The organism is Kitasatospora sp. NPDC091276, from assembly GCF_040684355.1.
Lineage (GTDB): Bacteria > Actinomycetota > Actinomycetes > Streptomycetales > Streptomycetaceae > Kitasatospora.
In genome coordinates this window covers 206,864-224,556 of sequence record NZ_JBFBFU010000009.1, presented here as the reverse complement: position 1 = coordinate 224,556, position 17,693 = coordinate 206,864, and the positions used below count along the sequence as shown (strand labels likewise).

11 protein-coding genes, 1 tRNA gene, 1 pseudogene and 1 riboswitch are annotated in these 17,693 nt (G+C 74.5%); of the genes and pseudogenes, 5 read left to right on the top strand and 8 right to left on the bottom strand.

Features of this window, described 5'->3' with window-relative positions:
* The first annotated feature begins 148 nt into the window (after nt 1–148).
* Entirely contained in the window at nt 149–3,625 is a 3,477-nt protein-coding gene (locus AB0O19_RS14190; RefSeq protein WP_363619487.1) for a PAS domain-containing protein, read from the top strand.
* A gap of 105 nt (nt 3,626–3,730) precedes the next feature.
* On the opposite strand, the gene AB0O19_RS14185 is transcribed toward AB0O19_RS14190, so the two are convergent.
* The gene (locus AB0O19_RS14185) at nt 3,731–5,392 is read right to left on the bottom strand and encodes a long-chain fatty acid--CoA ligase (protein WP_363619486.1); all 1,662 of its coding nucleotides are present in this window, start codon (nt 5,390–5,392) and stop codon (nt 3,731–3,733) included.
* A gap of 147 nt (nt 5,393–5,539) precedes the next feature.
* Nucleotides 5,540–6,397, bottom strand: a complete 858-nt coding sequence (locus tag AB0O19_RS14180; protein WP_363619485.1) for a glycoside hydrolase domain-containing protein — start codon at nt 6,395–6,397, stop codon at nt 5,540–5,542.
* 152 nt (nt 6,398–6,549) lie between these two features.
* On the opposite strand from AB0O19_RS14180, the gene AB0O19_RS14175 reads away from it, so the two are divergent.
* Complete coding sequence (locus AB0O19_RS14175; protein WP_363619484.1) at nt 6,550–7,614, top strand: EamA family transporter; 1,065 nt, start codon at nt 6,550–6,552, stop codon at nt 7,612–7,614.
* 46 nt (nt 7,615–7,660) lie between these two features.
* Here the strand turns inward: AB0O19_RS14175 and AB0O19_RS14170 are convergent, their stop codons facing one another.
* The 6 genes and pseudogenes from AB0O19_RS14170 to AB0O19_RS14145 all read right to left on the bottom strand — a co-directional run bounded on the left by AB0O19_RS14170 (nt 7,661) and on the right by AB0O19_RS14145 (nt 14,024).
* Nucleotides 7,661–8,446, bottom strand: a complete 786-nt coding sequence (locus tag AB0O19_RS14170) for a pyridoxal 5'-phosphate synthase (protein WP_350876456.1) — start codon at nt 8,444–8,446, stop codon at nt 7,661–7,663.
* 457 nt (nt 8,447–8,903) lie between these two features.
* On the bottom strand, nt 8,904–9,233 hold the full coding sequence (locus AB0O19_RS14165) for a hypothetical protein (RefSeq protein WP_363579777.1): 330 nt from the start codon (nt 9,231–9,233) through the stop codon (nt 8,904–8,906).
* Between the two features lie 426 nt (nt 9,234–9,659).
* On the bottom strand, nt 9,660–11,024 hold the full coding sequence (locus AB0O19_RS14160; RefSeq protein WP_363619483.1) for an FAD-linked oxidase C-terminal domain-containing protein: 1,365 nt from the start codon (nt 11,022–11,024) through the stop codon (nt 9,660–9,662).
* Nucleotides 11,025–11,135: 111 nt separating this feature from the next.
* Nucleotides 11,136–11,964, bottom strand: a pseudogene (locus tag AB0O19_RS14155) (MerR family transcriptional regulator).
* 118 nt (nt 11,965–12,082) lie between these two features.
* Nucleotides 12,083–12,170, bottom strand: a tRNA-Ser gene (locus AB0O19_RS14150).
* A 63-nt stretch (nt 12,171–12,233) separates the two neighbouring features.
* Entirely contained in the window at nt 12,234–14,024 is a 1,791-nt protein-coding gene (locus tag AB0O19_RS14145; RefSeq protein ID WP_363619482.1) for a trypsin-like peptidase domain-containing protein, read from the bottom strand.
* A gap of 311 nt (nt 14,025–14,335) precedes the next feature.
* Nucleotides 14,336–14,483: riboswitch (TPP riboswitch) on the top strand.
* 151 nt (nt 14,484–14,634) lie between these two features.
* On the opposite strand from AB0O19_RS14145, the gene AB0O19_RS14140 reads away from it, so the two are divergent.
* The 3 genes from AB0O19_RS14140 (at nt 14,635) to AB0O19_RS14130 (ending at nt 17,685) form a co-directional block, all read left to right on the top strand.
* Nucleotides 14,635–15,933 carry a cytosine permease gene (locus tag AB0O19_RS14140; RefSeq protein ID WP_363619481.1) on the top strand — a complete coding sequence of 433 codons (1,299 nt, stop codon included), beginning with the start codon at nt 14,635–14,637 and terminating at the stop codon, nt 15,931–15,933.
* Nucleotides 15,934–16,012: 79 nt separating this feature from the next.
* Nucleotides 16,013–16,837, top strand: a complete 825-nt coding sequence (locus AB0O19_RS14135; protein ID WP_363619480.1) for a glycerophosphodiester phosphodiesterase family protein — start codon at nt 16,013–16,015, stop codon at nt 16,835–16,837.
* Nucleotides 16,838–17,142: 305 nt separating this feature from the next.
* Nucleotides 17,143–17,685, top strand: coding sequence for an ATP-binding protein (locus AB0O19_RS14130; protein ID WP_363579783.1), 543 nt, complete (start codon nt 17,143–17,145; stop codon nt 17,683–17,685).
* The last annotated feature ends 8 nt before the right edge of the window (nt 17,686–17,693 follow it).

The window sequence follows — 17,693 nt, the reverse complement described above, 5'->3', positions numbered from 1 at the left end:
CCGTTCCGTGTGCCTGAGATGATGCCACAACCGTGGGGCTCGGCACCAACCACCGCCCACGTTACTAGGCGGGTCGACCCCGCCGCAAAGAAGAATGAGATACTGCCGTCTCCGGAGGAGCTGCCCTGAGCCGAGGAGACCTGTCGACGTGAGCAGCAGGCCGATCCGAGGCGCTGCTCGCCTCGCCGCCATACTCGACGCCCTGCCCGACGCGTTGTTGCTGGTGAACAGCAACGGCACCGTCGTGGACGCCAACAGCGCAGCCGTCCAGGCGCTCCAGACGCCCGGCACCTCGCTGGTCGGCATGGGCGTGCTGGACCTCCTGCCCGAGTTCGACCCCAGTCGGATCCCCGGCTCGATGCGCCCGGCCGCCCGCGACGGCGACGAGCCCGACCGCCCGGTCCGGATGACCGCCCGGCGCACCGACGGCACCAGCTTCCCGGTCGAGGTCTCCGGCAACGACTTCCCCGACGACGGCACCGGCGAGGGCCGCGGCTACGGACTCACCTCGTACGACTCGTACCGCGAGCGCTCCCGCCCGTCCTCCGCGAGCGACCTGCTCCTGCTCCTGGTCCGCGACCTCTCCAGCCGGCTCGGCGTCGAGGCCGAGCTGCGCCGCCAGCACAAGCAGACCGAGATGATCCTGCGCGCCGCCGCCGAGGGCGTGCTCGGCGTCGACCTCGAAGGCCGCTGCGTGCTGGTCAACCCGGCCGCCGCGCACATCCTGGAGTACCGGGCGAGCGAGCTGGGCGGGCGCGAACTGCACCCGCTGATCCAGCACTCCCGGGCCGACGGCACGCCGCTGGCGCTGGAGGAGTCCGCGCTGCTGGACACCCTGACCTCCGGGCGCAAGCACCGGGTGCGCGGCACCGTGCTGTGGCGCAAGGACGGCCGCCCGGTCACCGTCGACCTCACCACCGCGCCGGTGCGGGACGGCGACCAGCTGGTCGGCGCGGTGATGACCTTCACCGACCGCAGCCGCGAACTCGCCCTGGTCGCCCGCAACGAACACCTCACCGCCGTCCTGGAGAGCGAACTCGGCGGCGCGCTGACCGCGCTGAACCAGCGGCTGGACGCGCTCGCCGCCGACCCGGCCGGGCAGCTGTGGCCGGAGGCCAACTGGACGTTGCGTCGGCTCGCCGACGAGTGCCGCCGGTTCAGCCGGCTGATCGACGGCGTGCTCGCGCACCAGCGCTCCGAGGCCGGCGAGACCGGCGAGACCGCCCCGGCGGACGGCCCGGACGCGAAGGACGGCAAGGACGGCAAGGACCGCCGCAAGCCGACCGAGCGGCGGGTGCCGGTCGCCCTGGACAAGGTGGTCCGACGGGCCGTCGAGGCGGCCGGCGAGCTGGTCGGCCCGGGCCGGGTGCGGTTCTCGGTGCACGCCGCCGCCGTCGAGGTGATCGCCGACGAGCGCCGGCTCGCCCAGGCGCTGGCCCACCTGGTCGCCGACGTCAGCGGCATCGGCCTCGCCCTGGACGCCCCGACCGCCCCCTCCCCCGGCCTGACCGCCCCCGGCGCGCCCGCCGCGCTGCCCTCCGGCGGCGAGCCGCCGACCGTCGTCCTGGCCGCCGCCCAGCGCGGCGAGGTCGCCCGGGTCGAGATCCGCGGGCCCGGCCTCGGCGGCAGCCCCGTCCACCTGCCGATAGCCCGCGCGGTGGTCGAGCGCCACGGTGGCGTGCTCCAGCCGCACGAGCTGCCCGGCAAGGCCGGCACCACGTACGTCGTCGAGCTGCCGTTGGACCCGGCCGCCGCGAAGGCCGCCGCCGAGCGCGCGGCCGCCGAGGGCCGCTCCGACCGGCCCAAGGAGGGCGACAGCGCCGTCCTGCCCGACCTGCCGGGCATCCCGCAGCTGCCCAGCAGCGACGGGGCCGCCGAGCCGGTCGCCGACGGCGGCGAGCAGCCCGACCGCGAGACCCCGGCCGCGGAGGCGGAGGCGGAGGCGGAGCAGCCCGCCGAGGAACCCGCCGCCGAGCGGCGCGGCCGCCGGGGCCGCCCCGCCGCCGAGGAACCGGCGCCGCCGGCCCGGACCGCCCCCGGCGCCCCCGCCGACCAGTGGCCGAACGCCCCCGCCCGGATCGAGCGGGCCGTCCCCGAACAGTGGAACGGCACCGGCAACGACCCCGCGTACGGCCGCCAGGGCCTGGCCGGTCCGGACGGCGCGCAGCGTGACCCCTGGGGCAAGGACGACGGCCGCTCCGGCCCCGCCTACGCCGTCCCCGTCGAGGGCGAGCGCCCGCAGCAGCACCGGACCGGCGGGCGCGAACCGCTCGCGCTCGGCCCCGGTGCCGCCCCCGCCGACGGCACCCCGGCGGGCGGCACGCCCGCCGCGGAAGGCGGCCCGGCCGCCGACGGCGCCGAGGCCAAGCCCCGCCGGCGCCGCGCCCTGCCCTCCACCGAGGACTCCTCCGGTGGCTTCGCCCTCCCCGGCGCCGCCGACACCCCGGTGTACCCCGGCCTGGAGCACGCCCTGCCGACCGGCCCGGCGCCCGCGCAGCCCGAGCCCGCCGCCCCACCGACCGGCCGCCGACGCCGGCTGGCCGTGCCGCCCGGCCCCGGCCAGGAGGTCCCGGCCGCGCCGTCCGACCAGGCCCCGCAGGAGGACCGGCCCGCGCCCGGCGGCCCCGCCGCGCTACCGGCCGCCCGCCCGGCGCTGCCCGCCGCCGAGGACCCGTCCGGCCCGCGCCCGGTCGGCACCGGCCTCGCCGAACTCGCGCCGCCGCGCCCGCTCGGCGGTTCGCCGACCCCCGCCGCCGGACCGCAGCCGCCCGTCCCGGCCGAGGCCAGGACCGCCCCGCGCCCGATGGCCGAACTGCCCGCCGCCGCCGGCGACCGGACCGAGGAGCAGCCGCCGGCCATGGCCGGCCCGAACGGCTCGACCGGCGAGGGCGGCAGCGCCCGTCGGCTGCTGGTCTGGCCCGAGCCCGATCCGGCCACCCGGCAGGCCCTCCAGGAACGCGGCTACCGCCCGGTGATCGTCCGCTCCCGCGAGGAGGTGGACGCCCAGGTCGCCGGCTTCCCCGCGGCGCTCTTCGTCGACCCGCTGACCAGCCCGATCACCCGCACCGCGCTGCAGTCGCTGCGCACCGCCGCGCTCAACAGCCGCGTCCCGGTGCTGGTCACCGCCGGTCTCGGCCAGGCCACCCGGGACGCCGCGTACGGCGCCGACCCGGCCGTGCTGCTGCGCGCCCTCGCGCCGCGCGACGGCGAGCACCACGCCCCGCGCGTCCTGCTGGTCGAGGGCGACCCGGACATCGCCGCCGCCATGATCAGCAGCCTGGAGCGGCGCGGCATGCACGTCGAGCACGCGGTGGACGAGAACGACGCCGTCGCCCGGGCCAGCAGCGTGCAGCCCAACCTGGTGGTGATGGACCTGCTCCAGATCCGCCGCCGCCGGGTCGGCCTGCTGGACTGGCTGCGCGCCAACGACCGGCTGCACCGCACCCCGCTGGTGGTCTACACCTCGGTGGACCTCGACCCGCGCGAACTGCCCCGGCTGCGCACCGGCGAGACGGTGCTGTTCCTCTCCGAGCGCTCGACCAGCGCCGACGTCCAGTCCCGGATCGTCGACCTGCTCGGGCGGATCGGCGCGATGGGCGAGGCGGGCGTCGCCGCGGCGGGCTGACCGCGCCCTGACGCCGAGGGCCCGGCGAGATCCACACGGCACGCGCCGAGGGCCGACCACCCCGCTGGAACGGGGGTGGCCGGCCCTCGGCGGTCGGGCGGGCGGCTACTCCTTGCCGAGCACCGTCACGTCCAGTTCGTCCGCCGCGTAGCTGGCGCGGATCACCTTCTTGTCGAACTTGCCGACCGAGGTCTTCGGCACCGACTCGACGATCGACCAGCGCTCCGGCAGCTGCCAGGAGGCGATCCGTCCGGCCAGGAAGGCCCGCAGCTCGCTCAGCCCGGCCGTGGCACCCGGGCGCAGCACGACCGTGGCCAGCGGGCGCTCGCCCCACTTCTCGTCCGGGACGGCGACCACGGCGGCCTCGGCCACCTCGGGGTGGGCCATCAACTGGTTCTCCAGTTCGACCGAGGAGATCCACTCGCCGCCGGACTTGATCACGTCCTTGGCCCGGTCGGTGAGGGTCAGGTAGCCGTCGGCGGTGATGGTGCCGACGTCGCCGGTGCGCAGCCAGCCGTCCTCGGAGAACTTGTCGTCCGGCCGGAGCGGGTCCTGCCCGGCACCGCCGTAGTAGGCCCCGGCGATCCACGGGCCGCGCACCTCCAGCTCGCCCGCCGCGACGCCGTCGTGCGGCATCCGCTCACCGGACGGGCCGACCAGCCGGGCCTCGACGGAGGCCGGGAAGATGCCCTGGGTGACCCGGTAGGGCCACTCCTCCTCCGGGGTGAGGCCGCCGGGCGGCTGGGCGAAGGAGCCGAGCGGCGAGGTCTCGGTCATGCCCCAGGCGTGCAGCACGCGGATGCCGTGGCGCTCCTCGAAGCCCTTCATCAGCGAGGGCGGGCAGGCGCTGCCGCCGATGACCACCATGCGCAGGCTGGAGGTGTCGTAGTCGCCCGCGTCGAGCTCGTCCAGCAGGCCGCTCCAGATGGTCGGGACGGCGGCGCCGACGGTGGGCCGGACGGCGGCGATCATCTCGGCCATCGGCTTGGGCTGGAGGAAACGATCCGGCATGAGCAGGTTGGCGCCGGACATGAAGGCGGCGTGCGGGATGCCCCAGGCGTTCACGTGGAACATCGGGACCACCGGCAGCGCGGTGTCGCGCGGGGTGAAGGCGAAGTTGTCGCCGGTGTTGACCTGGAGGCAGTGCAGGTACACCGAGCGGTGGCTGTAGAGCACGCCCTTCGGGTCCCCGGTGGTGCCGGAGGTGTAGCAGAGCACGGCGGCCTCGCGCTCGTCGAGGTCGCCGCGCCACGGGTAGGCGGCGGGCCGGCCCGCGATCAGTTCCTCGTAGTCGTGCACGGTGCCCGGGAAGCCGGCCAGCAGCGAGCGGTCGCCGGGGCCGTTCACCACGATGTGCCGGAGCGTCGGGGCGAGGTCCGGCAGGACGGCGGCGAGCAGCGGGAGCACGCTGCCGTCCACGATCACCGCGTGGTCGGCGGCGTGGTTGACGATGAACGACAGCTGGTGGGCGGGCAGCCGCAGGTTGAGCGTGTGCAGCACGGACCCCATCGCGGGGACGGCGAGGTAGGCCTCCAGGTGGACGGCGTTGTTCCACATCAGGGTCGCGACCCGGTCGTCCCCGGTCACCCCCAGTTCGTCGCGGAGCGCGTGGGCGAGCTGCGCGGCCCGCGCCCCCACCTCGGCGTACGTCCGCACGACCGGCCCGGTGCCGTCCCAGGTGGTGACGGTGGACCGGCCGTGGATGGTGGACCCGTGCTCCAGAATCCGGGCGACGGTGAGCGGGACGTCCTGCATCGTGCTGAACACGGGTCCTCCTTGACCTGACGGCACTGGCGGCTGCGCCTGCGGCACCTACCGGGCGGTAATGCGCGCGGACGTGCCCGATTGTGCCGCCCCGCCCCGCCCGCTGTCAGTATCCCGGCCCCGTTGCCGGCATCACGGACCGGCGACGCGTCAGCCCGCGGTCGGGCCGTCGACGTGGTTGCGGTCGATCGTGAGGGCGGCGCCGCCGTAGGTCTCCTCGACGTTGCCGCGGTACTGGTGGACGCGCTGGTGGTAGCCCCAGAGGTCGGAGCCGAGGGCGCCGGAGTCGGAGGTGTCGGCCCGGTCGTCCCAGCGGGCGTACCAGAGGACGTCGGGCAGCGGGAAGCTGCCGGCCCGGGCGGCGGCGGCCAGGTCGGCGATGCCGGAGTCGAGGCTGGAGTAGAAGCCGGAGCGGTAGCCGGCGGCGTGCAGGGCCTGGGTCCAGCCGACGGCGAAGTCGACCACCGCCTGGCCGCAGGCGGGGTCGCGCATCGGGTAGGCCTCGATGTCGAGGTAGACCGGGCCGCCCTTGCCGAATCCGAGCGAGCCCATCGCGTGGACGGCTTCGGTGGCCTCGTCCCGGCCCTGCTCGACCGCGTGGGCGGGGTCGATCCGGCGCGGCTTGTTGCCGAGTTCGCTGCACGGCGCCTGGAGCCCGACGTGGGCCGGCAGGAAGCGCCAGCCCAGTGCGCGGGCCTGGCGCACCCACTCGGCGGTGAGCCGGGGCTGGCCGCAGCCGCGCTGGGCGCCGCTGACGTAGATGCCGAGCGCGCCGTACGGGGAGGCCCCGTGCCAGGCCCGCAGGGTGTCGAGGGGCGGCGCGGTGCAGGCGTCGAAGGCGGGGCCGGTGAAGTCGTCGTGGATCCTGGGCGGGCCGAACCGGTCGGGCAGGGTGAGGGCCCGGATGCGGGGGAGGGCGGCGGCCCCGGCGCTCACGCCCGTCCCGTCGGTGGCCAGCAGGAGCACGAGGGAGGCGGCGAGCATGGCCACGGGGCGGAGATAGCGCACCCGCCCTTGCTACTGACGGACCATCGGACGAATGCGGCAACCACGCCGGACGCACCGGGGGAGCCCACCCTTTCGGCCGTACCCGTCCGCATCCGTCCCGATAGTTGTAACGAGCTTGCCCGTTCATCACTCCTTACGGCAAACTCGCCCATATGCCCACCTCCCCTCCCAGCGAAACCACCGCCCCGATGCCGGCTGCCGCCGTCGCCGAGGCGCTTGCCATGCCGCCCGCCCCCCAGGGCGAGCCCGCCGGCGAGCGGGGCAGCTGGCGACGAGGCGGGGCACCCGGCTCCACGGCACCGCCCGACGCGCCCCCCGGCCGGCCCACCGGCCGACTCCCGAAGGTCCTGCGGCGCCCGGAGAGGATCCCGGCGCCGCTTCTCTGTCTGACCGCGATGTTCCTGGTGCAGACCGGGATCGCCCTGTCCAAGCCGCTGTTCGGCCCGCTCGGGGTCAGCGGCACCACCTTCCTGCGGCTGGGCTTCGCGGCGGTCATCCTGCTCGCCGTCACCCGGCCCCGGCTCCGGGACAAGCGCCCGCGCGACCTCGCCGCGGCGGCCCTGCTGGGCGTGGCCTCGGCCGGGATGACCTTCCTGTTCGCCGGGGCGATCGACCGGCTGCCGATGGGCACCGCCGCGACCATCGAGTTCCTCGGCCCGCTCGCGGTCGCCCTGGTCTTCGCCCGGCGCGCCAGCCACCTGCTCTGGGCGCTGCTCGCCGCCGGCGGCGTCGTCCTGCTGACCCTGCTCGGCGAGGGCGGCGACGGGGGCGGGCTCGACCCGGTCGGACTCCTCTACGCCTTCGGGGCGGCCGCCTGCTACGCCGCGTACATCCTGTTCACCGACAAGGTCGGCGCCGCCTTCCAGGGCTTCCAGGGCCTGGCGGTGTCGATGACGGTCGGCGCGCTCGCCCTGGCGCCGTTCGGACTCGGCCAGGCCTGGGACGGGCTGACCGCGCCCGGCGCCTCGCCGCCGGGGCTGCTGGCCGCGGTGGCCGGGGTGTCGCTGCTGCTGCCGGTGATCCCGTACGCGCTGGAGATGACCGCGCTGCGGCGGATGCCGCAGCGGGTGTTCAGCGTGCTGGTCAGTCTGGAGCCGGCGGTCAGCGCGCTGGTCGGCCTGGTGGTGCTCGGCCAGCTGCTGGGCGTGCCGCAGCTGGCCGGGATCGGCTGTGTGGTGGCGGCCAGCGTGGGAGCCACGCTGACCGGGCGGCGGTAGGGCAGCACGGTCGGTCCAAGGGCCGGGCCCTTGGACCGTCAGGTCGTCACGGCCACAGCAGGGTGCGCGACCACTCCGGGGTCCGGACCGGTCCGGTGCGGGTGTAGCGCAGCCGGACGTGCCGGCGCTGCGCGTCGCCCTGCCAGTACTCCACCTCGTGCGCCCACAGGGTGTAGACCGCGTGCCCGGCCGCGACGGCGTCCGGGGTGGCCTCCAGGCGGCGGCGGGCGACGGCGACGGCCTCGTCGTACTCGGCGAGCGAGGCCATCGGCTCGCTCTGCCGCCCGACCAGCGCACCGACCCGGGCGTCCGGGGAGCGGGTGGCGAACTCGGCGGCGGCGACCAGGTCGGCGGCCCGCTCGACGGTGCCGCGGACCCGTACCTGGCGGCCCAGCTGGGGCCAGTAGACGGTCAGCGCGGCGGCCGGGTGGTCGGCCAGCTGGCGGCCCTTGGGGCTGTCGGCGGCGGCGGAGAAGACCCAGCCGGTGCCGGCCGCGTCGACGTCGCGCAGCACCAGCACCCGGGCGTCCGGCAGGCCGTCCGCGTCGACCGTGGAGAGGGTGACCACCTGCGGGTCCGGCACGCCGGCGGCCAGCGCGGTGGCGAGCCAGTCCACGAACAGCGGGCCGGGCTCGGCGGGCGCGGCCTCGGCGTCGAAGGTCGGCAGCGGGCGGGCCATCGGCGGGCGGCCGAGCAGCAGCTCGGGCACGGACTTCGGCTCGGGCCGGTGCTCCGCCGGCTCCCGGCGGGCGTCCGGCCCGGATCGCGGATCCGGCTCCGGTGCAGGCCAGGCCTCGCCCGGGCCGGTCAGGCCCTCCTCCTCCGCCGCCATCGCGCGCCCTCTCCTCCGGTTGCCGCGGTCGCCGCCCCGGCCGGGCCGTCCTTCCCGGGCCCGGGCACGTGGTGCGCTGTCGGAGCGCAACCGTACCGCCGAACACCGACGGCTCCGGGCGCGGGCCCTCGCTGGACGCGTCCGGGCCGTCCGGGCCTGCCTCGACGGGCGGTCCCGGGCGGTCCCGGGCGATGTCGGCGGCGACGGGCAGCCGGCGACGAGCGGGCCCGGGCGGTTCGCTCCCGGCTCCGGACGCACTCGTGGGCGGTGCCGATGGCGGCACCGCCCACGAGGCCGGCTTCACGGTGACCCTTTCCGCTGGCCGGTCATGCGCTGTTCTGATCCGCGCCCGGGCGGGAATTCCGCCCGGAGACTGGTTCGAGCCCCTCCGCGAGTGCTCAGCTCACCCGCGGCCGCCCACCTCCGGCGCCCCCGCCGTCGGTGGTGCCCGATCGGATCAGTGGAAGATCGGGGCGAACACGACGTTGATGTTCTTGTTGGACTGCCCGGCCAGGATGGTGCCCGCGTTGTCCTTCACCGCGAGGGTGTTGTTCTGGTTCGAGGCACCCGTCCCGGTGGCGGTCTGCTGGGTGGAGATGTAGTTGCCGTCGACCCCGCCGAACACGTTGCCCGTGCCGACGTTGGACACCACGCCGGCGTTGGAGCCGGCACCGGCGCCCGCACCGTTGTCGGCGGCCGCAGCGCCGGCGCCGGCCAGCAGCAGGCCGGCCGCGAGCGGGGCGGCGAGCAGGAGTCCGGCCACCCGGCGGGTGTGGATGCGAGCCATGAGAGCCTCCAAGAAGCTGTAAATCGTGCAATTGTCGAGCAGGGGGTGCGGGAGTTCGCCGGCCAGACGAACACCTGCGGGCTGCGACGCCGAGAGACAGACTTCCGCAACAAATCGACAAAGCACTAGTCGGCGAAGCAGTTTTCGCCCGTTAGCGTGATATCCACCCGGGCTGCGCATAACGGGCCGAAAATCGGACAGTGCGCCGACACACCCCTGCCGAGCTGGCACTTTGCCCGGGCGATGGCCTCCCGGAAGGCCCTTCAGGCAGGGCGCTCCGCCGTCACACGAACCACCAGGCGCACCACCCCGGCGCAGGGAAATCAGGAAACGCGCCCCCGAAAAGTTCGACCACCCTCCCATGTCGACTTTTCCAGCCATTCCCAGACCATCGGAAAGTCGTACTGGAATATGGGAGAAATAACATCACACCATCTTGCCCGGGTTCATGATTCCCAGCGGATCGAAGACCGCCTTCAGCTGTCGCTGGAGGTCCAGCGCGACCGGCCCCAGCTCGCGCGCCAGCCAGTCCCGCTTGAGCAGCCCCACCCCGTGCTCCCCGGTGATCGTGCCGCCCAGCTCCAGCCCCAGCGCCATGATCTCGTCGAAGGAGCGCTGCGCCCGCGCCGCCTGCTCCTCGTCCGAGCCGTCGAAGATCACGATCGGGTGGGTGTTGCCGTCCCCGGCGTGGCTGACCACCCCGATGGTCAGCGCGTGCCGCTCGGCGATCAGCGCCACGCCGTTCAGCATCTCGGCCAGCCGGGAGCGCGGCACCGCCACGTCGTCGATCATCGTGGTGCCCAACCGGTCCAGCGCGGGCAGTGCCAGTCGCCGGGCCTCCAGCAGCAGCTGCGACTCCGCCTCGTCCTCGGCCGGCACCACCTCGGTCGCCCCGGCCGCCCGGCAGAGCTCCGCCACCCGCGCCAGCCCGGCCTCCCGGTCCGGCCCGTCGAAGGCCACCAGCAGCAGCGCCCGGGTCGTCTCCGGCAGCCCCATCCGCCCCAGGTCGTTGACCGCCCGCACGCTGACCGCGTCCATCAGCTCCATCAGCGACGGGGTCAGGCCGCACGCCATCACCTCGCAGACGGCCGCGCCCGCCGCGTCCGCGCTCGGGAACTCCGCCGCCAGCGCCAGCTGCGGCGCCGGCGCGGGCCGCAGCGCGAGCACCGCCCGGACCACCACGCCCAGCGTGCCCTCCGAGCCGACCAGCAGCCGGGTCAGGTCGTACCCGGCCACGCCCTTGGCCGTCCGGCGCCCGGTGGACAGCAGCCGCCCGTCCGCCAGCACCACGTCCAGGCCGAGCACGTACTCGCTGGTGACGCCGTACTTCACGCAGCAGAGCCCGCCCGCGCCGGTGCCGATGTTGCCGCCGATCGTGCAGGACTCCCAGCTGGACGGGTCCGGCGGGTACGACAGGCCCAACTCACCGGCTGCTCGCGAAAGTTCGGCGTTCACCACGCCGGGCTCGACCACCGCGATCCGGTTCACCGGGTCGAGCTCCAGGATCCGGTTCAACTTCACCATCGACAGCACGATGCAGCCGTCCACGGCGTTCGCCGCCCCCGACAGCCCGGTCCGCGCCCCCTGCGGCACCACCGGCACCCGCAGCGCGGTGGCGGTGCGCAGCACGTGCTGCACCTGCTCGACCGTCTCCGGGAACACCACCACGGCGGGCGCACCGGCGGCGCAGAAGCCGGCCATGTCGTGGCGGTAGGCGGCGGTCACGTCCGGATCCACCACCACCGCCCCGGCCGGAAGGCCCTGCGCCAGTCGGTCCGTCAGGTCACCCATCGCCGCCTCCACTCGCCGCCAGCCGCCTCCACCGCACTCTGCCCGCCCGCCGGAGGCCGGGCAAGTGGGCCCCCGGCGGATCTGCGGGCGTGGGCCCCGGCCGGACCGGGCCTACCGGCGGACCACCGGCTCCTGGAACTCCGTGACCCACCGCGCCGGGTCGTCCGGGCACTCCAGGTAGAGCTCCCGGGCGTAGCCGGCCGAGCGGTAGCCGTTCGCGTCGATGAAGCGGGCCAGCTCCTGGAAGCTCCCCATCGCCTCGTCCATCGAGCCGCGGTGCACGACCGTCGCCGCCTCCTCGATCGGCGGCAGGTCGAGCACCGCGAAGCCGTACCGGCCCGGCTCCACCGCCGGCCCGACCCGGGACGGCCACCCGGATCAGCACCGTGCCCTCGCCCTCCGGCACGTCCTCGTACCGGGCGACGGACGGGCCCGCCTCGGCGATCCCGGCCTCGGCCAGCCGCCGGCACAGCTCCGCGAACAGCGGGCCGATCACCGGCCCGATGTCCTCCGGCTGGTAACTCGCGGCCACCGCGGTCAGTTCGGCCACCCGGACGGACGGCACCCGCTTCAGTACGACGTCGTGTGCGGACATGGTCCCCTCGCTCTCGATCGTCCGGAGCCTCGCCTCCACCCGGGTCAGCCGCTGCTCGTCCGCGGCGATCGCCTCGGCGAGTTGGGCCCGGCGCAGCCGCAGCATCCCGCGTAGTTCGGCCGCGTCCACCTGCTCGTCCAGGACGGCCCGCACCTGCTGCAGCGTGAAGCCGAGCTCCTTGAGCGCGATCACCCGGTTGAGCCGGGCGAGTTGGGACGCCTCGTAGGACCGGTACCCGCTGACCGGGTCCACCCTGGCGGGCCGCAGCAGCCCGATCGCGTCGTAGTGGCGCAGCATCCGCACCGACACCCGGCCGTGGCTGGCGAAGTCTCCGATGTTCAACATGGTGCCCCCACTCCACCCCCTGCCACCGTGTCAGGGTCAACCCCCGCCCGCCGGAAACGCGGAAGGCGGGTGCCGAGTGATCTCGGCACCCGCCCTGAGCAGGTGGTTCTCCAACCAGCGGAGAGCGTGGGATTCGAACCCACGGTACGGGGTCACCGCACGACAGTTTTCAAGACTGTTCCCTTAGGCCGCTCGGGCAGCTCTCCAGGCGGAGGTCAGCCTAACGGGTCCGGCGGGGTTCGGTGCACACCGTTTCGTGCGGGTGGGGGTCAGCTGTCGCCGTCCCGCTGGCCGAGGGTGACCTTGGTGTTGAACTGCTGGCCGTTGCGGGTGTACTCGACGTCGACGGTCTCGCCGGGCTTGTGCGTCCAGATCCGGCTGACCAGGGCGGGGCCGTTGTCGATCGGCACTCCGCCGAGCTTGGTGATGACGTCGCCCGGCTTGAGACCGGCCTTGTCGGCGGCGCCGCCGGGGGTGACGGCCGGCTGGCCCTGGATGTCGCGGGTCTGGATCTGCGCGCCGTCGCCCTTGTAGTCGTCGTTGCGCAGCACGTCGAGCTTGGCGTAGACCGGCTTGCCGGTCTTGATCAGGGTGTCGGCGACCCACTTGGCCTGGTTGATCGGGATGGCGAAGCCGAGGCCGATGCTGCCGGCCCGGCCGTTGGCGGAGGCGTTGGACTGGATCGCCGAGTTGATGCCGATCACCGAGCCGCTGGAGTCGAGCAGCGGGCCGCCGGAGTTGCCGGGGTTGATCGAGGCGTCGGTCTGCAGGGCGTTCATGTAGGAGGACTGGCCGCCGGTCTCGTCGCCGGAGGCGACCGGGCGGTCCTTGGCGCTGACGATGCCGCTGGTGACGGTGGACTCCAGGCCGTACGGCGCACCGATCGCGACGGTGGCGTCACCGACGTTGACCTTGTCGGAGTCGGCCAGCGGAAGCGGGGCCAGCTTGCTCTTCGGCGGGTTGTCGATCTTGACCACGGCGACGTCGTAGCCCTCGGCGTGGCCCAGCACGGACGCGTTGTAGGACGTGCCGTCGGCGAACTTGACGGTCAGTTTGCCGCCGTTGAGGGTCGGCGCGACCACGTGGTTGTTGGTGAGGATGTGGCCCTCGGTGTCGAAGACGAAGCCGGTGCCGGTGCCGGACTCGCCGTTGCCCTGCGCCTTGATGGTGACGACGCTGGGCAGCGCCTTCTGCGCGATGCCGGCGATCGAGCCGGGGGCGGGCTCGTTCTTCTGGGTGTTGCTGGCCTGGACGGTGGTGCTGCGGTGGTCGTCGGCGCTGTTGGTGCTGTCGTTGCGGTCCGCGACGGTCACGCCGAGCGCACCGCCGGCCACGCCGGCGACCAGCGCGACGGCGGCGATCAGGGCGACCAGGCCGCCGCGCTTCTTGCGCGGGCCGCCGGGGCCGCCGGGGTAGTCGGCCGGGTAGCCGAGCGGTCCGGCCGGGCCACCCGGGTAGCCCGCGCCGCCGCCGGCGTCGTGGGAGGCACCCCAGCCGCCGAGCGGCTGGCCGGCGCCGAACGGGTGGTGGCCGGGCGCGGGGTGCGCGGCGGGCGCGCCGGGGGCGGCCGGGGTGCCGTACGGGTCGTGCGGGCCGGCGGCGGGGACGCCGTGGGCCGGGGTGGCGTACGGGTTGGCACCCGGCGGCAGGGCCGGGCTCTCGGCGACGGGTGCGACGGGTGCCGCCGGCGCGGCCGGGACCGGCGGGGCGGGCGGCAGGACCGGCGGCGGCGCGTCGATGTAGCCGGTGGCGGCGTCGACCGGGGCGGCCGGGGCCTGCGGGGGCGCCTCCGGCGCGGGGACCTTGGTGAAGGCCACGGTGGGCTGGTACCCGCCCTCGGCCGGACCGCCCTCGGCCGCAACGCCCTCCGTCGGCGCCGCCTCAGCCGGTGCGGCCTCGGCGGCCGGAGCGGCCCCGGGCTCGGGGACCCGGCCGAAGGCCAGTGTCGGCTGGTGCCCGCCCGAGGCGTGGCCGTCGGAAGCGGGAACAGCCGCCGCCTGGCCGCCCGAGGGCTGCTCCCCCTGCGGCCCGGTGGGCCCAACCTCGCGCTCGGTGCTCACGAACGACCTCCATAGCTGACAGAACCAAGGACCATAGTTTTTCGTACTGCCGATTCGTTTGCCGTAAGGACCCCTCTGAATAACTCATAAGAATCCTTAGCCGCCGCCGACAGCCGGGCCGCCGACCAGGCTGTCCTGCGCCGACGACCGACCGACAACCGACCGACGACCGAGCGACGAGCAAGTCGACGGCCGAACCGAAGACCAGGCCGGCGACCGGAGGCTCCCCACCTCCGCCGGGCGTCCCGCGATGCGGGCCGCACACCCCGTGGCCTTGGCGTTCACCCCCGGGCCGGTTAGCCTGTCGCTCACAACTGACACGCGGGAGCTTGGACCATCCAGGCTGAGAGTGCGCTGGTCGACCGTACGCCACGGGATCGTGGGCGGACCGTCGAGGGGGCGCAGACCGCCGGAACCTGTCCGGGTAATGCCGGCGTAGGGAGTATCGGCCATGTCGCCTGCTTCGCCATCCTCTTCTTCGGACGCGCCCGCGTCCAAGGGTTTCCCCGAACCGTCCCCGACCGCTCACGGCGGTGACAGCGGTCACGCGGGTCCCACCGGCACGGCGACCGCCGTCCTGGACCGCCCGGAGCGTGCCGAGGCGCCGCTCGTGCTGGACACCGAGCCGCCGCGCACGCTGCGCTTCCGGGACCACTTCGCGCTCTGGATGAACCTGGGCGTCAGCCTGATCGGCTTCTCCACCGCCGCGACCGTGCTCGGCGCCAAGGGCAGCGAGCTGTCGCTGGCCGCCGCGGTGACCGCGATCGTGGCCGGCACCGTGGTCGGCACCGCGATGCTCGGCGTGGCCGCGCTGATCGGGGCCCGTACCGGCGCGCCCGCGATGGCGAACCTGCGCGGGCTGTTCGGCACCCGGCTGTCGTACGTCCCGACGGTGCTGAACATCGTCCAGTGCGTCGGCTGGGGCGTGTTCGAGCTGCTGACGATCGCGGCGGGCGCGCAGACCGTCGCCCACACCGACGGCTACCGCTGGCTGTTCGTGCTCCTGGCGGGCGCGCTGACCACCGCGCTGACCATCTGGCCGCTGGGCTCGATCGCGGTGCTGCGCCGCTTCGTGGCCGGTGCGGTCGCCGTCGCGATGGTGTACTTCACCGTCCAGCTGGGCCGCCAGGGGGTGCCCGACCCGGGCGCCGGCAACTGGCACGGCTTCCTGGGCGCCACCGACGCGATGATCGCGGTGTCGATCTCCTTCGTCCCGCTGGCCGCCGACTACACCCGGCACTCGCGCACCGCACGCTCGGCGTTCTGGGGCAGCTTCTCCGGCTACACGATCGCCCAGGTCTGGTGCTACGTGCTCGGCCTGATGGCCCTGCTGCAGTCCGACGGCGACCCGAACAAGATCTTCGACTCCTTCCTCGGCGTCTGGGCCGGCTGGCTGTTCCTGCTGGTGCTGGTGCTGCGCGAGACGGACCAGTCCTTCGCCAACGTGTACTCGACCGCGATGTCGGTGCAGAACCTGCTGCCGAAGGTGGACCGCCGGGTGCTGACCGGCGGGATCGGCCTGCTGATCACCGTGCTGGCACTGCAGATCGACAAGTTCACCGACACCTACACCAACTTCCTCGGTCTGATCGGCTCGGTCTTCGTGCCGCTGCTGGCGGTGCTGGCGGTGGACTACTTCTTCGGCGCCGGCCGGTACGGCTGGAACCTCTCCGCCGACGCGCCCTCGCGCCGCCTGATGCTGCTGCCGTGGGTGCTGGGCTTCGCGGTCTACCAGTTCATCGCGCCGACCGCGGTGGCCGGCTGGTGGACGGACTTCTGGACCTCCGCGCAGGACGCCCTGCACTTCACCCCGCAGGAGTGGACGTCCGCCTCGCTGTTCGCCTTCCTGGTGCCCGCGCTGGTCACCTGGGCGCTCACCCCGCTGACCCGCAGGGCGGCGCTGAGCTGACCGACCGACACCGAAGACGGCCCCGCGGATTGGGGCCGTCTTCGCCTGCGCGTCACTTCCGCCGCCTATCGTGGGGCCCGTGACCAGCACAGACCCGTCCTCGACGGCGGCGCGCACCACGCCGCCCGTCCAGGTGATCGCCCACCGCGGTTCCTCGCACGCCCTGCCCGAGCACACCCTGGCGGCGTACCGGCGCGCGCTCGACGAGGGCGCGGACGCGGTCGAGTGCGACGTCCGGCTGACCGCCGACGGCGAGCTGGTCTGCGTGCACGACCGCCGGATCGGCCGGGTCTCCAACGGCCAGGGCACCGTCTCGGCGATGACGCTGGCCGAGCTGGAGGCGTACGACTTCGGCGGCTGGAAGACCGGCCGCCCCAGCACCGACCCCGAGCTGCGCGGCGTGCTGCGGCTGGAGCGGCTGCTGGAGCTGGTGGTGGACTGCGGCCGCCCGGTGGACCTGGCGATCGAGACCAAGCACCCGGTGCGCTACCGCGGCCGGGTGGAGGCCGAACTGCTGCGGACGCTCGAACGCTTCAAGATCGGCGCGAGCCGGGAGGGCGAGCGCCCCTCGGCCCGGATCATGAGCTTCTCCTCGGTGGGGCTGAACCGGGTGGCGGCCTCGGCGCCGGAGTACCGGCGGGTGTTCCTGTTCGAACGGACCCTGCCGCTGCTCGGCCGGCTGCGCCCGGGCTCCCCGCTGCCGGGCGGGGCTCGGATCGCCGGACCGGGCATCGACCTGGTGCGGGCCCGCCCGCAGCTGGTGACGCGGCTGCGTGAGCTGGGGCACGAGGTGCACGTGTGGACCGTGGACGAACCGGCCGACGTGGAACTGTGCCTGGAGCTCGGGGTGTCCGCGATCATCACCAACCGGCCCGCCGAGGTCCTGGCGCAGCTCGGCCGGTGATCCGGCGTCGGACGGCGGGCCGCCCGCGAATCCACCCGCAAAGCCCGGACACAACCTGATCGTTCTGGTCGGCAGTCAAACCTTCCGGGCCCGTTATTGCCGGAATTCATGCGCCGGGGCGACGCACGGTGAGCACGGAATGACCTCGGGTCCACCCTCGGTCGCAATCGCTTGAAATGTCCTCGCGGGATCGTCCGGCGGTCGTTTCCGACGCATTACCAAGGGGCATCTCTCCCTCGGCATACGCTGAAGGAGGTCCGGGGGTGGCGTTGATGGTGGCGCGTGAAGTGCCGGCTTCATCGACCATGGCAGTGCCGCACGGCCCGGCGAGTGTCGGGGTCGCACGGCGCCGACTGCGTCGAGATCTCGGCGACCGGGAGATACCGGAGCCGGTCGTTGATGATGCCGTACTGATCCTTTCCGAACTGCTGAGCAACGCCTGTCGGTACGCCCGTCCGCTCGGCCCGCTGCGGGCCCTGGGGCGCGGCGCCCGGGCCGAGGTGGTGGACCAACTGCTGGTCGGCGTCCCCTCCGGGGCGCATTCCGCCACGGGCGGCCGGGAGCGCGAGGAGCACGGGAGCGGAACGGACGGCGGCGTGCTGGTCCGCTGGCAGCTGCACGCCGACGGCGTGCTCACCCTGGAGGTCACCGACGGCGGCGCGACCACCCGGCCGCTGCCCGCCGGCCCCTCGCTGACCTCGCGCGGCGGTCGCGGCCTGAACATCGTCGACCAGCTGGCCAGCGACTGGGGCGTGCGCGACGCGCCCGGCGAGGTGACGGTCTGGGCGGCGCTGCCCGCCCGGGCCCGGCACGCCCGGCGCACCGGTGGTGACGCCCGCAGCGCCTGAACCGACGC

Bases quoted from the DNA above. Each gene is read 5' to 3' on its own strand.
- AB0O19_RS14175 (WP_363619484.1), top strand. From the start codon at position 6,550: ATGCCCACCTCCCCTCCCAGCGAAACCACCGCCCCGATGCCGGCTGCC.
- AB0O19_RS14170 (WP_350876456.1), bottom strand. From the start codon at position 8,446: ATGGCGGCGGAGGAGGAGGGCCTGACCGGCCCGGGCGAGGCCTGGCCT.
- AB0O19_RS14165 (WP_363579777.1), bottom strand. From the start codon at position 9,233: ATGGCTCGCATCCACACCCGCCGGGTGGCCGGACTCCTGCTCGCCGCC.
- AB0O19_RS14160 (WP_363619483.1), bottom strand. From the start codon at position 11,024: ATGGGTGACCTGACGGACCGACTGGCGCAGGGCCTTCCGGCCGGGGCG.
- AB0O19_RS14130 (WP_363579783.1), top strand. From the start codon at position 17,143: ATGGCAGTGCCGCACGGCCCGGCGAGTGTCGGGGTCGCACGGCGCCGA.